This is a genomic window from Colwellia marinimaniae (assembly GCF_002207865.1).
GTDB classification, from domain to species: Bacteria; Pseudomonadota; Gammaproteobacteria; order Enterobacterales; family Alteromonadaceae; genus Colwellia; species Colwellia marinimaniae.
The window spans coordinates 25,745-47,053 of record NZ_BDQM01000020.1 but is presented as its reverse complement, the minus strand read 5'-3'; the positions used below and the strand labels follow the sequence as shown (position 1 = coordinate 47,053).

16 protein-coding genes are annotated in these 21,309 nt (G+C 38.9%); 14 read left to right on the top strand and 2 right to left on the bottom strand.

The features are described 5' to 3' along the window. Positions 1–48: 48 nt before the first annotated feature. A complete protein-coding gene (gene ubiB / locus MTCD1_RS12210) occupies positions 49–1,617 on the top strand; it encodes a ubiquinone biosynthesis regulatory protein kinase UbiB (RefSeq protein WP_057179381.1) in 1,569 nt (522 codons plus the stop codon). 101 nt (positions 1,618–1,718) lie between these two features. Here ubiB and rep read toward each other — a convergent pair whose 3' ends face one another. Further along, positions 1,719–3,749: a DNA helicase Rep gene (rep, locus tag MTCD1_RS12205; protein ID WP_057179382.1), complete on the bottom strand. Its 2,031-nt coding sequence runs from the start codon at positions 3,747–3,749 to the stop codon at positions 1,719–1,721. Between the two features lie 110 nt (positions 3,750–3,859). Here rep and ubiK point away from each other — a divergent pair, with 110 nt between their 5' ends. The 7 genes from ubiK (at position 3,860) to MTCD1_RS21760 (ending at position 15,297) form a co-directional block, all read left to right on the top strand. Further along, positions 3,860–4,114 (top strand): ubiquinone biosynthesis accessory factor UbiK, encoded by a 255-nt coding sequence (gene ubiK / locus MTCD1_RS12200; RefSeq protein ID WP_057179383.1) that lies wholly within the window; start codon positions 3,860–3,862, stop codon positions 4,112–4,114. A 70-nt stretch (positions 4,115–4,184) separates the two neighbouring features. Then, complete coding sequence (locus tag MTCD1_RS12195; protein ID WP_057179384.1) at positions 4,185–5,597, top strand: phosphohexomutase domain-containing protein; 1,413 nt, start codon at positions 4,185–4,187, stop codon at positions 5,595–5,597. A 123-nt stretch (positions 5,598–5,720) separates the two neighbouring features. After that, the gene (locus MTCD1_RS12190; RefSeq protein WP_057179385.1) at positions 5,721–6,017 is read left to right on the top strand and encodes an alpha/beta hydrolase family protein; all 297 of its coding nucleotides are present in this window, start codon (positions 5,721–5,723) and stop codon (positions 6,015–6,017) included. 389 nt (positions 6,018–6,406) lie between these two features. Then, entirely contained in the window at positions 6,407–8,686 is a 2,280-nt protein-coding gene (gene wecB, locus MTCD1_RS12185) for a non-hydrolyzing UDP-N-acetylglucosamine 2-epimerase (RefSeq protein WP_057179386.1), read from the top strand. A gap of 86 nt (positions 8,687–8,772) precedes the next feature. Then, positions 8,773–11,517 (top strand): XrtA/PEP-CTERM system TPR-repeat protein PrsT, encoded by a 2,745-nt coding sequence (prsT, locus tag MTCD1_RS12180; protein ID WP_057179387.1) that lies wholly within the window; start codon positions 8,773–8,775, stop codon positions 11,515–11,517. Between the two features lie 132 nt (positions 11,518–11,649). Further along, positions 11,650–14,274 (top strand): XrtA/PEP-CTERM system TPR-repeat protein PrsT, encoded by a 2,625-nt coding sequence (gene prsT / locus MTCD1_RS12175; RefSeq protein ID WP_057179388.1) that lies wholly within the window; start codon positions 11,650–11,652, stop codon positions 14,272–14,274. Between the two features lie 213 nt (positions 14,275–14,487). After that, positions 14,488–15,297 carry a PEP-CTERM sorting domain-containing protein gene (locus tag MTCD1_RS21760; RefSeq protein WP_057179389.1) on the top strand — a complete coding sequence of 270 codons (810 nt, stop codon included), beginning with the start codon at positions 14,488–14,490 and terminating at the stop codon, positions 15,295–15,297. A 288-nt stretch (positions 15,298–15,585) separates the two neighbouring features. Here the strand turns inward: MTCD1_RS21760 and MTCD1_RS12165 are convergent, their stop codons facing one another. Next, the gene (locus MTCD1_RS12165; RefSeq protein ID WP_057179390.1) at positions 15,586–15,888 is read right to left on the bottom strand and encodes a c-type cytochrome; all 303 of its coding nucleotides are present in this window, start codon (positions 15,886–15,888) and stop codon (positions 15,586–15,588) included. Positions 15,889–16,091: 203 nt separating this feature from the next. On the opposite strand from MTCD1_RS12165, the gene MTCD1_RS21240 reads away from it, so the two are divergent. From MTCD1_RS21240 to MTCD1_RS12140, 6 genes are all read left to right on the top strand, one after another. Then, positions 16,092–16,250, top strand: a complete 159-nt coding sequence (locus MTCD1_RS21240) for a hypothetical protein (RefSeq protein WP_157447780.1) — start codon at positions 16,092–16,094, stop codon at positions 16,248–16,250. 28 nt (positions 16,251–16,278) lie between these two features. Next, positions 16,279–16,758, top strand: a complete 480-nt coding sequence (locus MTCD1_RS12160) for a 2-thiouracil desulfurase family protein (RefSeq protein ID WP_057179391.1) — start codon at positions 16,279–16,281, stop codon at positions 16,756–16,758. A 139-nt stretch (positions 16,759–16,897) separates the two neighbouring features. Continuing rightward, on the top strand, positions 16,898–17,386 hold the full coding sequence (locus MTCD1_RS12155; protein WP_057179392.1) for a DUF4442 domain-containing protein: 489 nt from the start codon (positions 16,898–16,900) through the stop codon (positions 17,384–17,386). A 92-nt stretch (positions 17,387–17,478) separates the two neighbouring features. Further along, positions 17,479–20,406 carry a hypothetical protein gene (locus MTCD1_RS12150; protein ID WP_057179393.1) on the top strand — a complete coding sequence of 976 codons (2,928 nt, stop codon included), beginning with the start codon at positions 17,479–17,481 and terminating at the stop codon, positions 20,404–20,406. Between the two features lie 78 nt (positions 20,407–20,484). Further along, entirely contained in the window at positions 20,485–20,670 is a 186-nt protein-coding gene (locus MTCD1_RS12145) for a DUF1289 domain-containing protein (RefSeq protein ID WP_057179417.1), read from the top strand. 75 nt (positions 20,671–20,745) lie between these two features. Then, the gene (locus tag MTCD1_RS12140; RefSeq protein ID WP_231732943.1) at positions 20,746–21,267 is read left to right on the top strand and encodes a hypothetical protein; all 522 of its coding nucleotides are present in this window, start codon (positions 20,746–20,748) and stop codon (positions 21,265–21,267) included. Positions 21,268–21,309: the final 42 nt, after the last annotated feature.

The window sequence follows — 21,309 nt, the reverse complement described above, 5'->3', positions numbered from 1 at the left end:
GCTTAATGAGTAAATACCACTAATAATCTATAGGAAATAATAACCATCGTGAGTAGTAAACGTCTTTATCAAATCGTTAAAACCTTCTTGAATTTTGGTTTAGATACAATGGTACCCGCAGGGATGTTACCTTGGTATGTAAAAGTCGGTCGAGCTAGTTTATTTTGGTTGAGAAACCAGCATAAAGATAAAACCCCAGAACGACGATTTCGCTTAGCGATAGAAACTTTAGGGCCGGTTTTTATTAAATTCGGTCAAATGCTATCAACCAGGCGTGACTTATTAACCCCAGAGTTAGCCGATGAACTTGCCCTATTGCAAGACAAAGTAGCACCATTTGATGGCGAGCAAGCTAAGCAACTTATTATTGAAGCCATGGGCATTGAGGTTTTTGAACAGCACTTTAAAGATTTTGACCTTACCCCTTTGGCGTCTGCCTCTATTGCGCAAGTTCATACCGCAACCTTAATTTCAGGCAAAGAAGAGCAAAAAATAGTTATCAAGGTTTTACGTCCCAATATAAGTGAAACCATCTTAGCGGATATTAAAGTGATGTCACTGTTTGCTGGCATTGTTGCGCGTTGGTTACCCGATGGTAAGCGTTTACGTCCAAAAGAAGTGGTACAAGAATATCGTAAAACCATTTTAGATGAGTTAGACCTTAATCGTGAAGGCGCTAACGCTATTCAATTAAAGCGTAATTTTGAGCAGGGCAGCGAGTACGATAAAGCGCTTTATGTACCAGAAATTCATAGTGAATATAGCTTTAAAAATGTCTTGGTGATGGAGCGTATTTATGGTGTTGGTGTGGGTGATATCGCTAGACTAAACGAGCTTGGTGTCAATATGAAATTACTGGCTGAGCGTGGTGTTGAAGTTTTCTTCACTCAGGTATTTCGTGATAGTTTCTTTCATGCCGATATGCACCCGGGTAATGTTTTTGTAGATGCCACTAACCCAGATGATCCTACTTGGATTGCCATAGATTGTGGTATTGTTGGTACCTTAAACCGTGAAGATAAACGTTATTTAGCCGAAAACTTTGTTGCTTTTTTTAATCGTGATTATCGAAAAGTGGCGCAATTGCATGTTGATTCTGGTTGGGTACCGGCAAATACCAGTGTTGATGAATTTGAGTTTGCCATTCGTACCGTTTGTGAGCCGATTTTCAATAAACCGTTGTCAGAGATATCATTTGGCCATGTACTGGTTAATTTATTTAATACCGCACGACGTTTTAATATGGAAGTACAACCGCAGCTGGTGTTACTGCAAAAAACCTTATTGTATATAGAAGGCTTAGGTCGTCAATTATATCCACAGTTAGACTTATGGCAAACAGCAAAACCATTCTTAGAAAACTGGGTGAAAGAGCAGATGGGCTTTAAAGCTGTCTTTAGTAAAATTAAAGCTAACTTACCGTTCTGGAATGAAAAGCTGCCTGAAATGCCAGACTTAATTTACGACTACTTAAAAACCAGTCGTGAAAATCAACATCAACAAACACAATTAATGCAGGCTATGCTGGCGAACCAGGGTAAACAGAATCAACGAGTTATTTACAGTGTTGTTGTTGCCGCTATTATTATTGCCACTGCGATATTATTAAGCCACTAGAGTTCATCACTAGTGGCTAGTGCTTCAAGTTAAAACTGTCAGTATGTTTTTTTGCTGCCTTAGCTTTCGCTAGTTGGGCAGGTAAACTAGCCATGCCTTGTTTATTCTTTTGCCGCCTTGGCTTTCGCTAGTTGGGCGCGTAAACCGGCCATGCCTTGCTTATTTGCTTGCTCAACATGCGCGACTGTTTTTTTCGTGGTACCCAGCTCCCAATTTAAATCATCTTGCGGTAACTCATGTAAAAATCGGCTTGCTTCGGTTCGTACAAGCTCACCAAACTGACGACGTTCTTTAGCATAAGTGAATATTAACTCCCGTTTCGCACGCGTTATGCCAACGTAAGCAAGACGGCGCTCTTCTTCAACACTGCCTTCATCAATACTGGTTTGGTGTGGTAATAAACCTTCTTCCATACCTATAAGAAATACGTAAGGAAACTCTAAGCCTTTGGATGCATGAAGTGTCATCAATTGCACTTGGTCGTTACTCTCTTCCTCTTCATTTCGTTCCATCATATCGCGTAAGGTTAAACGAGTAACAATATCTGGTAAGGTCATGGGCTCTTGGTCATCACTGCCTTCGAGCATTTGTGTCACCCAGCTAAAGAGTTCGGTGACATTTTTCATACGCATCTCTGCCGCTTTTGCACTAGGCGAGGTGTCATAAAGGAAGTCTTCGTAGTTAATTTCGCGTATCATCGAGCGTAATACGGCTGCGGTATCACCACGTTCAGCTTGATCGCCAATATCAACCAACCATCGGGTAAATGCTTGCATTTTTAATAAACCACGACCGGTTAAGGTTTGTTCTAAACCAAGCTCAAAACTGGCGGCAAACATGCTAATTTGACGCATATTGGCGTAATTACCTAATTTCTCTAATGTGGTCGGGCCTAATTCTCGTTTAGGCACATTAACAATGCGTAAAAAGGCATTATCATCATCTGGATTCACCAAAACGCGTAAGTAGGCCATGATATCTTTGATCTCTGCCCGAGAGAAAAATGAGGTGCCACCGCTTATTTTATACGGTATGCGGTTTTGCATCAGTGCCTTTTCTAATAAACGTGATTGATGATTACCGCGATAAAGCACAGCGTAATCTTTGTATTGGCTACGGTTCATAAAACGATGGCCTATTAGCTCGCCAATAACACGTTCAATTTCATGCTCTTCATTTTTTGCTTGTAATACACGCAGCTGTACCCCATAGGCAAGTTCACTGAATAAGGTTTTTTCGTATACATGGGGATTATTGGCAATGAGTACGTTAGCGCACTTTAATATCCGACCGCTGGAGCGATAATTTTGCTCTAATTTTATCACTTTTAAATTGGGGTAATCTTTACCCAGTTGCACTAGGTTTTCTGGTCTGGCACCACGCCAAGAATAAATGGATTGATCGTCGTCACCCACTACCGTTAAACGAGCTCGTTCACCGGCTAGTTGTCTTACTAATTCATATTGACTGGCGTTGGTATCTTGATATTCATCGACTAATAAATAGCGAATTTTTTGTTGCCAGCGCTCTTTAACCGCAGGGTAATTTTTCAGTAATAAGGTCGGAATAAGAATAAGATCATCAAAGTCGAGGGCATTATAGGCTTTCATATGCTGATGATAACGCTGATAAAACTCGGCATATTCAATGCTATTGGCATCACTGGCCATTTTCAATGCTGCATCGGGTAAGTACAAATCATTCTTCCAGCTTGAAATCATGCTTTGTAGTTTACTCAGTAAATCTTTATCACCATCAAGCTCGTCCAGGGTCAATTCTTTGAGCAAGGCTAAACTGTCTTGATCATCAAAGAGAGTGAAACCTGGTTTGTAACCTAAGGTTTTAATTTCCCGACGGATAATATCAAGACCGAGTGAGTGGAACGTAGAAACCGTTAAACCACGCGTTAAGTCTTTACCTAACATTTTTTGGATACGTTCTTTCATTTCACGTGCGGCTTTATTGGTAAAGGTTACCGCGGCAATATTACGGGCTTTGTAATCACACTTTTGAATTAAGTAAGCAATTTTTTGACAAATAACCCCTGTTTTTCCTGAGCCAGCGCCCGCTAGCACTAAGCAAGGGCCACTAACATATTTTACTGCTTCATTTTGTTTAGGATTAAGTTTCATTATTTTTTACTACATTATTGAAAATAAACTATCGACCCGTGATTTTACCTGTTTTTAGTCATAGGCAAAACAGTTACAATGCAAGACAAGTAAAAAAAGAGGAAATTATTATGTTGAATGCAAAAAAGTTAGAAGAAATTGCCAAACAAGTAACCGAGTCTATTCCTGCAAGCTTAAAAAATCTCGCCCATGAAATTGAAGACAAGGCTAAAACAGTTTTGCAAAGCAAGTTATCACAACTTGATGTGGTAACACGCGAAGAGTTTGATGTACAAACACAAGTATTGCTCAAGACGCGGGCGCAATTAACCGCGCTTGAAACTAAGCTAGCAGCACTGGAAGAAAAAATAGCAGCAAGCAAATAAGTAATTATGCTGGTATTGATTACATCATACACCCCCTTAACCTTAATATTAACAAGGAAAAAATTATTTCATGTCATCATCTAAAGTAGCCTTAACATCAGGCCCTTCTGCTATTACCTGTTTCAAAGCTTATGATATCCGCGGAAAATTAGGCGAAGAATTAAATACTGATGTCGCTTATCGCATCGGTCGCGCTTTTTCCCAGTATACCCAAGCAAAAACTGTAGTGGTTGGTGGTGACATTCGTTTGACCAGTGAAGAATTAAAGCAAGCTTTAGCGCAAGGGCTAATGGCGGGTGGCACTAACGTTATTGATTTAGGTTTAGCGGGTACTGAACATATTTATTTTGCCACCAGTTATTTAGAGTGCGATGGCGGCATTGTTGTTACTGCCAGTCATAATCCGATTGATTACAATGGTATGAAGCTGGTACGTGAAAACTCAAAACCTATCAGTGGTGATACTGGCCTGTTCGATATTCAAGCCCTTGCCGAGCAGAATGATTTTATTGAGGTTGCCGTAAAAGGTACATTAAGCACAGTTGATATTACTCAACCTTATACTGAGCATTTGTTAACTTATATTGATAACAAAAATATCACGCCATTAAAGCTGGTTGTGAATGCCGGCAATGGTACGGCAGGCCCAGCGCTTGATGCCATAGAAAGTGCTTTTAACGCCTTAAATGTCCCTATTGAATTTATTAAAATACATCATCAACCGGATGGTAATTTTCCCAATGGGATTCCCAATCCACTATTAATAGAAAATCGTGCCGCGACTCGTGATGCAGTAATCAAACATGGTGCTGATATGGGTATTGCCTGGGATGGTGATTTTGATCGTTGTTTCTTATTTGATGAACATGGTGAATTTATTGAAGGTTATTATATTGTGGGCTTATTAGCGGAAAACTTTTTAAGTAAAGTTACCGGTGATAAATCACAAGAAAAAATCATTCATGATCCACGTTTAACGTGGAATACTATTGATATTGTTGAACAAGCGGGTGCTCAAGCCATCCAAAGTAAAACAGGTCACGCCTTTATTAAAGAGCGTATGCGTAGTGAGGATGCTATTTATGGTGGTGAAATGAGTGCTCATCATTATTTTCGAGACTTCTTTTATTGTGACAGCGGCATGATCCCCTGGTTATTGATTGCCGAGTTGGTTTGTTTACGTAAGCAGCCGCTGTCTAGTTTAGTGAAAGAGCGCATAGCGGCTTATCCATCATCGGGTGAAATTAATAATAAAATTGCCGACCCTAAAGCTGCTATTGCCCGTGTTTTTGATTTTTATCAACAGCAAGCACAAGTTATTGATAAAACCGATGGCATTAGTATGGAGTTTGGCAATTGGCGCTTCAATTTACGCAGCAGTAATACTGAGCCTGTAGTACGGCTTAATGTTGAGTCTAAAGGCGATAAAGCCTTGATGCAGGAAAAAACAGCGCAAGTATTAGCTTTGTTGTTAGCTGAGTAGTCTGCTTTTTAGCCAGTTAGTTGCTGGCGCAGTGGAAATAAGCGGATGTTAGAGCAAGGTGTTATTTTTAATAGCAAGGGTAAATAATTAATTGCCATTGAATATTTACCCTTAGCAGTAACTATGACCCTTGGCATAAGGCCACTGAAAGGTGTAATACTTGTTGTTGGTGGCCCACAAAAACGTGGGGGTAGACACAGACTATTTATTTGTCAAGGAGTTAGCCATAAACAGGTCCTTGCCGTATTTCGCTTTAATTATAGCGGCGCTGGCGACAGTGAAGGTGAACTTAGTACTTTTACTGACATTCAAAGTGACATTGATGCTCCATACAAACCTTTCAACAACGCCATAGTGATATTACTGAGTTGGCTTATGGAGCTTATACGATGCTGTCTTGGACATTTTACTTTATCTTAATGACATTCACCGTGATGGTAACTTTGTTACGAAAATGCTATAGGGCTTGAGCAAGTTTACTGGCCAGAGTCATATCATCCTTAGTGGTAATGATTTAACCGCGGATGAATTTAGGTTATTAGTTTAAAGTAATAAACATTGGCAGCAGGTAATGGCTCAGGCTAGTATAGAGCAGAAAATAATCAACCAAGCTGACCATACTTTTTCTCAACGGGGTAAGGAAAATCAACTGATATAATTTACTGCTAAGGCGTTAGTACAGTAAATTAGTTAACAGAAGGTTAAAATACTCACCTGAGTTATGTTACTTGTGTGAGTAAATGTTTTACAATTACCGAAGAAAATCAAAGTAATTAGCCGCATCAATCTAGCAACTTTAAGGAAGAAAAATGAAAATAGGGATTATCGTTGGTACTCGCCCCGAAATAATCAAAATGGCGCCCGTTATCCTAGAATGTAAAAAACGCGGCATTGCCTATTTTATTATCCATTCAAATCAACATTACTCTGAAGAAATGGATAGCATCTTTTTTAAAGAACTAGAATTACCGGCACCAGACTATAATTTGGGTGTCGGCTCAGGTTTACATAGCAATCAAACCGGTAATATTTTGATTGAAATGGAGCCTATTTTATTACAAGAGAAACCTGATATAGTTTTAGTGCAGGGTGATACTAATACAGTATTGGCTGGCACATTAGCAGCGTCAAAGCTTGGTATCAAGGTAGGTCATATTGAAGCCGGTCTGCGTAGTTATGATCCCAGCATGCCTGAGGAAAATAACCGTATTCTTACCGATCACATGAGTGAGTATTTATTCGCTGTTGGCCCTAATCAGCATGCTATTTTGGTGAAAGAAGGTATCGATAGTGATAAAATATTTACTGTCGGTAATACTGTTTCTGATTCTTTGTTCAAACATTTAGATATTTCTGCCAGCACCAGTACCATTTTGGCAGATTTAGCTGTGACATCAGGTGAGTTTTTCTTAGTGACAGCCCATCGTGCTGCTAATGTCGATATACCCGCAAACTTATTAGAACTGCTGGCATTATTTGATAAGTTACATGCAAAATATAGTCAAACCATGGTCTGGCCAATTCATCCAAGAAGCCAAGCTAAATTGACAGAGTTGGCCATTGAACTACCAAGTTACTTAAAGCTTATTCCCCCCCTTGGTTACTTAGACTTCATTCAGTTACTAAAACATGCTCAGCTTATTTTAACTGACTCTGGCGGTATTCAAGAAGAAGCCTGTTTATTAGGTGTGCCTTGTATTACCTTACGTGAAAATACCGAACGTCCTGAATCTATTGAAGTAGGTGCTAACATATTGGTTGGTCGTGATGCCAATAAAGCGTTAGCCGCAGCGGAAAAATGGCTTGCTAAAGATGCAGCTGACTTTACTTGGGGCAATCCCTTTGGTGATGGTCATGTAGCAGAAACTATTTTAGATATCATTACTAATTCAGTACCTTGCACCCTTGATGCTGAAATTATTGCTAAACATGAAAGCATAAGTGTTATTGGCATGGGCTATATGGGTTTACCTATAGCCAGTTTATTAGCTGAAGCTGGTTACAAGGTTACCGGTGTTGATTTAAATAGCGATAAAGTTGCCGTGATTAATAAGGCACAATGCCCCTTCGATGAAGCCGGTTTACCGGACTTACTTACTAAGGTCGTTGCACAAGGCTTTTTAACAGCCAGTAGTGACATTCCGTCAAGCGAAACCTATTTAATCGCTGTGCAGACACCTCACAAGGGTAATAGCTGTGATCGTAGTTATGTCTTTAGCGCCGTTGATGCCATCGCTAAAGTAGCAAAAAATGGTCAAACCGTGATTATTCAATCCACCCTTTCGCCACAAACAAGTTTAGCGGTTGCAAAACGTTTCGTTGATGCAGGTTTAACCATCGATGTTGTTCACTGTCCAGAACGAGCCATTCCAGGAAAAACTTTGCATGAACTGGTGCACAATGACAGGATCATAGGTGCAGAAAAGCATACAGCTCAACAGAAAGTTAAAGCTATTTATCAAAGTTTTGTTAAAGGTGAAGTATTGTTAACGGATTTAACCACAGCCGAATGTATCAAGTTGGTAGAAAATACCTCACGTGATGTTGGTATTGCTTTTGCCAATGAACTATCACAAATTTGTCAAGAGCTCAAAGTGGATGTCCATGAGGTTATTCGTCTAGCTAACCGTCATCCAAGAGTTAACGTATTATCGCCAGGGCCAGGTGTTGGTGGACATTGTATCCCCATTGACCCTTGGTTCTTGGTTGAAAATACTCAAGCAGGAGACTTGGTTCGTTTAGCACGTACTATTAATGACCAGCGTCCAAGTATAGTTGCTGAACAAGCTTTGGCGCTATTAGGGGATACCAGCCAGCTTAAGGGTAAGAAAATTGGCATCTTAGGCGTAGCTTATAAAGCCAATATTGATAATTACCAAGAGTCTCCCGCCGATGCTATTCTTGAACACTTTAGCAAAGCCGGGGTAGACGTTAACTACCATGACCCATTTGTATCTGACTGGCATTGTGCACGACAAGAAACAATTAGTGATATTGATAACTGGGCTGATGTACTTATCTTGGTGACAGACCATGAGTGTTATGGCAATTTGCAGGTATCTAGCCGCTTAATAAATACACGAGCATAAAATCATAAGCCCATTAGCTTTACTGTTAATGGGCTTTGATTTTTGTTAGTTTTAATAATAATGATAATAGCAAAAGGACTCTCGACATGAAATTTGTAAAAGCCTCCCTCTGTTTAAGTATCACTCTGGCACTCAGCGCCTGTAGTGAGCAAGTCTCAGTTGAATCTCACCTAGAAAATGCTAAAAGTTATCTCAGTAAAAAACAAATAAATGAAAGTATTATTGAATTAAAAAATGCCATTCGCGGCGACAATAAAAATGCAGAAGCACGATTTTTACTAGGTCAGGTTTATTTAAATTTGGGCGATGGCCTTGCCGCAGTAAAGGAACTTGAAAGAGCCCAACAATTTAACTATGCCGCTAATAAAGTGCTGCCATTACTTGCCCGCGCCTATATATTAACGGACAGTGACGCCGATGTTTTAGCGTTAAGTGAGCAGGCCGCAAAGTTGGCTAATGAAGAACACAGCCATTACTTAGCTTATAAAACACTGGCGGCATTGCGTAGTGAGCAAGCTGAACAGGCAACAGAGAGTGCCACTTTAGCGCAGTCCATTGCCCAACAAAGTTTATATAGTATGTTGGCTTTGGCTTATTTAGAGCTGTCCCAAAACAACAATGATGCAGTGAAAACCTTAATTTCACGGATATTAACCATAGATGCCCAGCACGTTGATGCGCTTATGTTGCAAGGACAAGTGTCCATGGTGACTAAAGACTATCAACAAGCGGCGTTAAGTTTTGAAAGCTACTTAAATTTACAGCCACGTTCAGGTATTGTGCAATTATTGTTAGCCGATGCGTTACTTAAGTCGGGTCAAGATAAAGCCGCTGAAAAGTATGCTGATGGTATATTAGCCCAAATTGATAGCCAGCCTTTTGCCCATTATATTAAAGCCATGGTTGCTTTTAATGGCAAAGATTTTGCTAAAGCCAGTGAACATGCGGAAAGGGCTTTATCGGCTAATTTTAATCAGTTTAACTTAAGGTTAGTGGCGGGGGCGAGTGCCTTTTATTTAAAAAACTGGCAACAGAGTCATCATCATTTAACCATGGTGGTTAAATACTTACCTAAAGAGCACCAAGCTAGGCGCATGTTGGCTGTTACCCAGTTAGAGCTAGGCTTAGTGGGCGAGATAAGCGCCACTGTGGGTGACTTTTCAGTAAACCAAGCGGGTGATGCTCAATTTCTCTCTTCCTTAAGTTATAAGCTACTAGAGTTAGGTGCAACGAGTGAAGCAAAAAAAATACTGGCCCAGCATGAAGCTTCTACTGTTATTAATGCAGCTGATAACGCTAGGAAGGGTATTTTAAAGTTAATGATGAATGATCCATCAGGCATCCAGGACTTGCAAGATGCGGTTAAACTAGATCCAAGCTTTATTGAGGCTGAGTTAGCGTTAGCTTATGCGGCGCTACATAATAATGATATTAAGCAAGCGCGTGAGATAGCGATAAAATGGCAGGAAAAATATCCTGAAAAGTCGGGTGGTTATAACTTAATGGCAAGTATTGCCATAAAAGAAAAAAAATATCAACAAGCAGAACAATCGTTAAAACAAAGCTTAACTTTAGCGCCTGACAATATTTTTGCCCTCACTGAGCAACTGAGGTTAGCTCGTCAACAAAAAAATAAGCCATTGAGTAAACAGCGTGTTGATTATTTAATGACATTGGCGCCAAGTAATAACAAGGTATTACGCCATTATTTTGGTATCTACCGTAATGACATGGCCTTAGAAAAATTACAATTGGCCTATCAAGCGGATAACAGCGATATTAAAAAAGCAGTATTAGTGGCTGAAGCTATGGTGACTTTAGCGCAATATAAGCAAGCCGAAAATTTACTGACTAACTTAGCTGATACGCCAAAATTACCAAAACGCTATTGGCAATTAGTGGTATTTAACCATAGAAAACAGCATGACGTTAAGAAAGTTCAATCGGCTTTAGAACGTTGGTTAAAAGCCAGTCCATACCATATAGAGCCGGTAGTGCTATTAGCCGATTTACATGCTAACAGTGGTAATAATGAGCGTGCCTTGCAGGTAATTAAACGGGGCTTAGATTACCATCAAGATCATTTGGTACTACAACTGGTGAAGATGCAATTACTGCTTAATAGCAAACAAATTATGCCGGCTAAAACTCTCTATAAAACATTAGCAGTTAGCGCTATCAATGATGCTTTAAAACAAGGTTTTCTTGGTCGCATTCTACTGCTAGAAGAGAAGTATGACCAAGCGATAGTAAAATTAACTAAGCTCTATCAAGTTTACCCGAGTAGTCAAAATGCTGTGTATTTAGCGGGTGCTTATATGGGTAATAAAGAACCCGCTAAAGCCGCCAAAGTATTAGAGCATCAATTAACCGTCGAGCCGAATGAAAATCGCATTAAAACTATGCTGGCGGGTATCTATCTTGAAGGTGATACTAATAAAGCAATTGCGGTTTATGCTGATGTTGTTAAAAAACAACCTAACAATGTTATAGCCCATAATAATTTAGCTTGGCTGTATTTAGAGCAGAGCAAATTAGATAAAGCCTTAATGCATGCTAAAGAGGCTTTTGCGCTAGCGCCTCATATTCCAAATGTTGCTGATACCTACGGAAAAGTACTGCTTAAATCGGGTGATAAAAGAGCGGCGTTAAAATATGCCAGTAAAGCCTTTGATTTAACTAAAGGGCAAGACATTGATATTCAGCTTAATTACATCGAAGCACTTATTGCCAATAGTCGAGAAAATGAAGCAAAAGATTTGTTAAGTAAAACATTGCCAGAAACAGATGAGCAAACCCAGAAAAAAGCAAAAATACTAGCACGATTATAATTGTTTTTCCTTGCCAATAAGCGACTGTGTTAGCTGTCGCTTTTATTTTATTGTTACCAGTATATTAGCTGATTTATCAATCTATTCTACGGTAACTGAACCGTTTGGCTCGAATTTCATAAAGGATTTTTCATGAATAAAATAATAATAACATCAGCATTAGCCTTAGCGCTTAATCTTATTGCTTGTAGTGAGCAAAAAACGGCTGAACAATTGATGGCCAGTGCCAATGCGTTTAGCCAGCAAGGAAAATATGCCACGGCTATTATAGATTATAAAAATGCGGTGCGATTAGCGCCTAAAGATGCGGATGCTAGGTTAGGGTTGGGCAAGGCATACCTGAATCAAGGTAATTATATTAGTGCAGAAAAAGAATTAGATAGAGCGGTACAGCTTGGCGCAAGCTTTAGCCAAACAGCGGCCTTACTTGCGCAAGTAAAAACACGGGTAGATAAATTTTCTGATGTTGAACAATTGGTCAAAGCAAGTGAAGATCTTAATGATAATGACTATATAGTGATTTTGACTTTTGCTGGCATGAGTGCCTTAGCAGAGGGAGAAGTAACTAAAGCACAGGATTACTTTGCTCAAGCGGCCGCGATTAATCAAAATGAAGCTTTTAGTCAACTGGCTAGTGTTTATTTACTCTACAGTGAAAGAAAGTTTGCAGAAGGTCTAGAGCAGATCAATACCTTGTTAGCAACACATGCAGATTTTTCCGAAGCATCGCTGCTGCAGGGCTATTTATCTTTTGCGATAAAGGATTTTGAACAAGCAAGTCAGGCTTTTTCGCTTTACCTTAACTATCATCCACAAGATAATAATATACGTTTCATTTTAGCCGATAGCCTAATAAAGGCTGAGAAATTTGAACAAGCGAATGTAATCACAGATTCGTTACTAAAAGCCTTCAAAGACTCTGCCTTAGCTTTGCAATTTAAAGCACAACTTGAGTATCAGAAAAAAAATTATATCGGCGCAAGAAATTATGCCAATAAGGTTATATACCATAAGAAAGATGCAGCTATTGCTAGGCTTATTTTGGGTGTTAGTTCCTATCAATTAGGGGATATTGAACAAGCTTATATTAACTTAATAGCAATTGATAAATATTTGATTAATACTCACCCGGTAAAAAAATTATTAAGCGTTATTAAATTTAAGCTTGGCTATTATAGTGAAACAGCAGAAAGCTTTTCTGAGCTTGAAGAGCTAACAACGGATGATGTTAACTTACTCGCAGCTACCACCTCGAACTTAATCAGTATCGGAGAACTCGATACTGCTTTAGCTTTAATCGAAAAATCTAAACAATTGCCGAGAAGTAAAAGTAGCGCATTAACAGAAGCCAATGTGATACAGCAAGGCTTACAACTTGTAGATAATCAGTTAGCACTAGCGATAGGGTATTTGAAAAAAGATCAAGATATTCAAGCCCAACAAATAGCGGAGGAGTTGAAGTTAGCAAATGAAAGCAAATACTTAGGTTTACTATTACAAGGTATTATTTATGTTAAGCACAAGGAGGATGCAAAAGCAGAAGAAAGTTTTGCACAAGTTTTACTATTAAAACCAGAAAATGTTGCTAGTTTGTTCAATTTGGCATTGTTAAAACAAAAAAACAATCAGACTCAAGCAGCATTAGTATTATATAAGCGAGTACTGGCCAATGCTCCAGAGCATCATGGCGCGTTAAAAAATCTCATCTCACTTGCTAATGATGAAAAAATTTCAAAAGATGTAATCGTACTTTTATCAAGTCATGAATACCGAGATAGCTTGAAATTGACTATTGCCCTTGCACAAAGTTTCCGAATAAATAAGCAAATCACTGAAGCTATCACTGTATTAGAACAAATTTCAACAGAGGTAAAATTAACGTCATCTTATTATATGGTACTAGGTGATAGTTATTTACAACAACAAAATGCTAAAAAATCGAGTCTGGCTTTTGCTCAAGGGCTTGCCATAGAACCTGAGAACATACTGCTAAATGTACGTTATATCGGAACCTTAAGTAGTTTAAGACAGTACTCTCAGGCATTGGTGCAAGCGCGTAAAGCTTATGGCTATCATAAGGAAGTTGACAGGGTTGCTGTGCTACTGACTTACCTTGAAGCTAAAAATAATAACCTCGCCGCAGCCAAGGCAATACTTGAAAAATTAAAAAACAAACAGGTTACCCATCATCTATTAGACATGGTAGCCGGTGAAATAGCGCTGTATGAGAAAAAGTACTCTGCAGCTGTTGATGCCTTTGCTGCGGCTTATGAGATAAAAGCGAATCAAATAAACCTGATAGCGCTAACTCGGGCACTTAAATTTTCAGGGCAAGCCAGTGAAGCTGAAAGGTTACTAGAAACCTTTATTGAAAGAAATCCTAGCAATGAGCAAGTACGTTTATTTCTGGCTAGCTTATATAGCACACAAGATAGAGATAAAAAAATAGTGCAGTATTTATCTTTGTCTAAATCCTCGCCAAAGAACGCACTGATATTTAATAACCTTGCCTGGAATCAATACAAAATAGGACAAGTTAAGACAGCACTAAAAAATATTGAAAAAGCAAAACAGTTACAGGGTGATAATTTAGCCATACAAGAATCATACGGTGTAATATTGGTTGCCAATAGTGAGTTAACTAAAGCTATATCAGTACTTGAAGATGCCTTGGCTAAAGGCTCTATAAGTACGGAAGTAAAAGCAAGCTTAGCTGAAGCTAAGGCGCTTGTTCAGCTACGCCAAGATGAAAAGTAGTAGCAACGATAGATTTGTTATCTTGTGTCAGTAAATTTTACACTGTAAAAGCAGTACAGTTTTAACCTTATGTAAGTCTCTGTATTTTATGTGTTTAGTTGTCTTGGCACGCTTGATGCTTAACAAGTTGCAGATGGCTTATTGGCCAAGCTGATTAAATGCCAACAAGCATAAAACAGCAATGATATAACTACACTTAAGGGTAAAGATATAATGAATCACTTTAAAAAAATAATTGCGGCTTCTGCTATTGCGCTAGCAAGTACCGCTGCTTCTGCTGGTGAAATTTCTGTTGGTGGTATTACTTGGGATGCGACCGATCACGCAGGTGGTATTTTGGCTGAAACTAGTTCTCAACAGTGGTTTACAACAGGTGTCAGCACACAAAGTAATGGCGATGTAAATTCAGTTGCTACTACTAGAGTAACGGATACTGAGCTAGTTGGTGTGGGTGAATTCAGTGGTTTTTTTGATACTCGCGGCGTAGGTTATACATTTAACCCTACTGTTTGTAGTGTCTGTGAACTAACGTTTTCATTTGGTGGTCTTATTGTTACCGATTCGGGCTTCAATACCGATAACGCGTGGTTGAACGTATATATAGATAACAGTTTTAGTACAGAGGACATATTTAACCCAGCCCTTGGCATATGGGAGACAAAGACTACTCTTGGTGACTTTGGCAATGGTACTGTTGTTGGCTCAACTGCTTATAATCAAGTAACAGAGGCAACAAATGGCATACTTTGGGCTTCATTCTCTATTGATAGTTATGTAGAAGCGACAGCAAATACCTTTTCTACTATGGGACTTAGTGTTATTGGTGGTATTGCTGAGGTAGTTGCTGCATTAGATTATCAAGAGACCCGCTCTGATATTATAATGACACAATCAGCAATTTCATCTACCGGTTACTCTAGATCAATGAATGGTCAATTTGCTAGTGTTCCAGAGCCTACTAGCTTAGCTATCTTCGGTTTAGCTCTTTTAGGCTTAGCTGGCGCTTCACGTCGTAAAGCTTAAGTCAAAAATTTAAGTTTGTTGCCAAGCTAGCAATAGCCTCAATAAACTATTAAAAAAAGCTTCCTACGGGAGGCTTTTTTTGTGGCTAAAATTAGCTGCTCAGTTTTTAGCTTGGGCAGGTAACTGATTGTCAGATGGTTACTAAAGAGTAAGGCTGCCGCTTAGGTAAATTGGCATTGAGTTATGAACATCAATTGAATAGCGCAGCACAGACAAAAAAGCCCCAGTTTAATTAAGTTAAACTGGGGCTTTTTACAGGACTTTTACCAGATTTGAAAAAGTGAAAGCTTATTTCAGGTTAGCGTAGTAAGCCGCTAAGTTCTCTATATCAGTAGCAGAAAGCGCCATAACCATACCTTTCATAACTGGGTCATTACGTTTTCCTGATTTAAAGTCGGTAAGTTGCTTAACAAGGTAAGCTTCTTTTTGACCGGCTAAGTTAGGATAAGTTGGTACTGCAGAAATACCGGCAGGTCCGTGACAAGCCGCGCACATCATTGATTTTGCTTTACCCGCTGCTGCGTCGCCAGCAAATACAGGAGATGCCATCATAACTGTTGCTGTTGCCACAGCAAGCATAAGTTTATTCATAGTTTCACTCTCTTTGGTTCAAAGGTATTTGTAACCAAGGTAAAATGCTAGCATGATACTTGAGTTACAAAGATAAAATTCTGTCTTGAGTATATGAAAATTAGACTAACTTGTCGTGGATTTTTTTTATCAAACTCTCTGATTAACATCAAACTTTCATCGTATAATTAGCTATATACGATCAGATAATAGAGTGCTTCATTATGTTCCCTTTAACAAGGTCACAGAGTATTAAGTTGTTTTCATGGCAAGCAAAGCATCTAAGCGTTAATTTTGAAAATGACGGCTACCAAGAATACATTGCCGCTGATCGAGAAAAACTTGCTTCTCTTGGCGAGATAGCAAAAATACCGAATATTTAGCTAAGCTGCACTCGGCATGAGGTAAGTAATGGCCAGCAACAAACAATGTTTTGATAAGATTTTGATCAGTGCCTGCTTTCTAGGTGAAAGAGTACGCTATAACGGCGAAGTAAAAGCTTTAGCAAGTCAATTGCTAAGCCAATGGCAATCTCAAGGCCGGTTAATTTCCGTATGCCCTGAGGTTATATCAGGTTTACCTGTGCCAAGGCCGCCAGCAGAAATAAACCCAAAAACACTGCAAGTGATTACCATTGATTCAGTTGATGTCAGTCAACAATTTTCACAAGGAGCTCAGCAAGCTTTAAGGTTATGCCAGCAGCATAATATTCGTTTTGCCTTACTAAAAGAATCGAGTCCATCCTGTGGTAGCAATACCATTTATGATGGTTCCTTTAGTCAGCAAAAGATTGTTGGCGAAGGTATTACTACCAAGCTACTGCGCCAGCATGGCATTCAGGTGTTTTCCGAGTTTTACCTTAAGCAACTGCAGGGGTTATTAGACCAGTAAGTTTTACTGTTGCTGCCACGGTTAATTTGATTTTGAGCTTGTGGATCATAGCTAGCAGTTGAATAACATAATTTACTTGCAGGTCTGACCAGTATGGATAACAATGCCAATATCAATTAATTTATGAAAGACTCTACTTATGGCTAACCAGTTTAATAATATAGTATCAAAAATCAACTCAGCCCCTAGCTTTATGCGTTCATTTCTTTTAACAAAGTTATTCACCAGCAAAGTTAAATTTGCCGGGACCAGTGGTATTAAGATTATTGAGATCACTAAGCATAAAACTCAGTTGTCTTTAGCTAATAAAAAAAATGTGCAAAATCATATTGGTGGCATACATGCAATCGCTGCCGCGGTATTAGCAGAGTCAGCAACGGGTATTGTTTTTGGTATGAATGTACCTAACTCAAAGTTACCGTTATTAAAGTCAATGCAAGTAAATTATCAACGACGTATGCAAGGTAGTTTAACTGCTGTGGCGCAATTAACTGCTGAGCAGATTGAACTCATTGAACGTGAGGATAAAGGTAGTGTCTTGGTGCCTGTAACCATTAAGGATGAATCGGGACAAACCCCGATAGAGTGTCAGATGGAATGGGCATGGGTCAGTAAAAAAAAGCGTTAAAAAAGACTAAACAAAAGTAGCAAAGCTTAATGTCTTACTAGGCTATATGGTATAAAATATCGTTCAATGGAGCTGAACTATGTTGATGAATAATGACTACCAATAAAACGGATAAAAATACTAACAACTTACCTGGTAAGCAAGTACTTGAGCAAGATAGTAAAATAGCTAATAAGTCATTTTATCAATATTTCACCGTATATTTTTTGGCCATATTCTTGCTTGTTGTGGCCGCATTATCTTCTGCACTATGGTTTGCATCTCAACAAGCTAAACAATCCCACGCGTTAATAACGGAACAGCTACTACCATTACAAAATCAGTTTTTACAACTAACCTACCTGATCAACGCGAATAAGCTTATTGATGAAATATTGCTAAACGCTAATGCAGATAAATTAATGCCCTTGCAACAACAACTTTCTTTGCAAAGTAAAAAGTTGTCCTTATTACAATCTCAGTATAAAAATACTTACCAACAATGGTTTTCCAAAAATAATGTTGTCACGAATCTCATTACCCGCATTGAAGCTAGCCAACCAAGTAATACCCGCTTAAAAAATAAAACTTTAATTCAACTTGATACCTTACTTGATGCCCTAGCAATTCAATCAACTAATCAATACCTTGACTCTCATCAAGTACAATTATTATCGAAAGTAGAAAAGCAATTAACCAGCATAGTTACTATGCTAATGCCCTTGAATTTACAAACTTCGCTTGGGGTATTCGAGCAGTTACGCCAGAAAGTAGATGAAATATTTGTTACTGATTATGCCAAGAAAATAGCGAGTCAGCCGGGTGAGAGGCAGAGTTTGGCCGATATTGTTCGAGATCTTATTCGTTTTGAAGACCTAATTTTAACCGCGGGTTTGTTGGTAAAGTGGCAAGGCTCTTTACGCTTAATGGCTGACTATCAGCAACAACTCGTCTCCCAGCAGCAACAATTACACCGTATTCTTGCTAGCGTCTTAGCTAATCCAGTAATTAATCATAATGTAAGTGCAGATATAGACGTTATCACGAACAAGCAATTATCCATATGGCAGTTATGCGTATTTGTTGCTAGCTTAGTGAGCATTTTTGTCTTGCTGTGTTTAGTTCGAATAAAAATTAAGCTGGTTAGCCAATACAGTGTCAACTGTATTGGTCGCGCCTTAGAGGGTGCGCAGTTACCGATAAATGATAGCAGTAACTCTATGCCGTTTAATAAATATCACTTTGCTACTGAGGAAACTGAGCAACTGATAAAGAAAATACAACAAATAAAGGCTAGTAATTATAGCGAGATAGAGTATCTAGCGCTGAGTGATAAAAATCAGCAACTTGAACAGCTAATTGTTAATAATAAGGCTACACAAGAGCAATTAAAGCTCGAATTAGCGCTGAATAAGGTTAAGACTTCGCAAGATTATCAAATACAAATATTGCTTGAACAACAACGTGGTAAAACTCTGTACTCAACCGTTATAAAACAATTAGTACTATTAGGCAGTAGCGCCACCATTCACACTAGCAGTGAACATGAGCCTAGTGCGGAAGAAAATTATTTGTATCATGCTCACCAGCAAGGGCGAGACCTAGTTCGAAAGTTAAGACAAGCTAGTTGTTATCGTTACTGGCAAAGTAGTGACGCGGTACTGACCTTGAGCGATGTCAATCTGGTTGCTCTAATTCAGGCTGTTTTATTTAATCTAGAGAATAAGTTATTACTCGATAAAAACACCTTACGACTGAATCTTGATAAAAATATTATTGCTGAAGTAAACCTAGATGCAGAACTCTTTGTCGAGATGTTTCGCATTTTTATCCGCCTGTTATTTTCCCAGAAAACAGAGAGTGAATTAGCGCTAAACTTGCGCTTAGTCGATAAAAATAATGGCCAAGAGGAAATATGTTTTACCGGTCATGTCCATGCTACTGGTGAAATTAGGCAACTGCCGCCAGTACTGCAAAGCTTTAATGATGAAAGCGCCGAGCAAAGTGAAATTGGTGAGTATTTTAATAGCTTATTACGCTACCAGCATGGTCATAATGTCAGTGCAAATTTAACTGAGCAAGGTTATCAGCTCAGTTTCACTCTGCCGTTAGCGGTTACCAACAGTAAACAGCAAGAAAGTCATCCGATATTGTCATTACCCGGGTATGTAACAGGTATTGAACAAGCTTGTACAGCCTTAGCCGCTAAATATATTGCTATGCCTATAGAGGTGTTGCTGGCGGTAAAAAGTCCTAATAAATATCAACGTTTGCAACAATTGTTGCAAGCTATGGGCTTACAAACGACTTTTGTTAGTTGCGAATTAATGTTACAAGAAAATTGGCAAAGTGGACGCTTTGCTGTGTTGTTGACAGAAATTAACTGTCAGGCTTTTACCCATTTCATGGTGGACGAAGGTGACAAAACCTCGGAAAATCTTGCCTTAAAGAGAGGCGTTTTCAGCTTGGACAGCTCAGTTGTTTTAGCTAATAAAACTGAGGCTTATGCTCACTGGCTTGTTGGTGAGTTAACTGCTAACAGTAGTATCGATGACTTAATTATCGCCATGCAACCTTGGCTCAACGAGCAGGTCAGTGACGCATTCAGTAGCAACAATAAAAGCCAAGTAATACCGGTTAAAAGCTTTGCCTTTAGCGACCAACAAGCTGAAAGTACTTTGTCAGCGACAATGGCCGATTTGCCAAGTTTTAATTTTGACCGTTATGTGCAACATCAAGGCACGGCTGAGATAGCGCTTTATATGCTAGAGGAATATACCACAGAAAATAGCGAATTAGTGGCGCAATTAAGTCAAGCCTTTACCATGAACGATGATAAAAACGTTGCACTAGCTATTCAAGCCTTAGGGGTTAACGGTAAAATACTTGCGGCAGAATATTTATTGCAACTATGTCAGCGTTGGCGGACCTTGCTAAGCAATCAAGAATTAGATAACAGTGCGCAAAGACAAATTAATCTATTAAGTAAAACTAAACAAGCGGTGCAAGCGATCAGTCAAGATGCAGAGGCCATCGCTTAGTTTAAGTTTAGGCTAGTAATATTTTTATCATAAAGTAATCAAATCAAAAGGAACATTGTGAGTAATAATAAGCAAATAATGTTAACAGACAGCCCATGTATTAGAAATTGCTGCTTAGATGGTGATGATATTTGTTTAGGTTGTTTTCGGCACATTGATGAGATAGTGGCTTGGCGTAGTTATTCCACGCAAGATAAACACCACGTTGTTGAGCTATGTCAACAAAGGCGAGAAAGTAGTGAAGCTAAGCCTGAGAGTACATGATAGCTTGTCTAGCATGTTTTGGTGGTATTAGCCTGGTAAGTTGAAGATATAATCAAATTTAAACAAGGACTTTTTGTGATTAATAAGAAAACCCTCAAAGCAATGCTCAGCTTTACTGAGAGCCAACACCCTGCTCCTAGCTTTATCGTCATCTATATGATTACTTGGCTTGCTTGGCATAATCAGTTATTTACGCATTTTATTAATGCTCAGGGGGACTTTTTTACTAAAGTGGCCGCCGCTTTGTCTTCTATTGACGATAATCAATATATTGTCGTGTTTCTGCTTACCGGTTTAATTTTAATTGTTCGCCTTGCTGTGAATTATTTAAGCTTTAAATCTAAGCAGCTATTAAATTCGGCCGATGATGATTTCGTCAATGCGAGAGACGAACAAAAATATGCTAAAAACAATGATATTACTAATTTGATGGCTACGTTGACAAAAACTCAACAGCAATTGGTTGAGAGTAGAGCACGTGAGCAGAAAGTAACGGCGGAGAAGAATAATGCCATTAAAAAGTTTTTGACTGTTCAACATGCATTAGATGAAGCCAGAGCGGATATCGAGATGTTAAATAACAGCAAGGTTAGTTAATCTTAGTTAAGGTGACTAAATAGCTGTTAACCTTTAAACGGT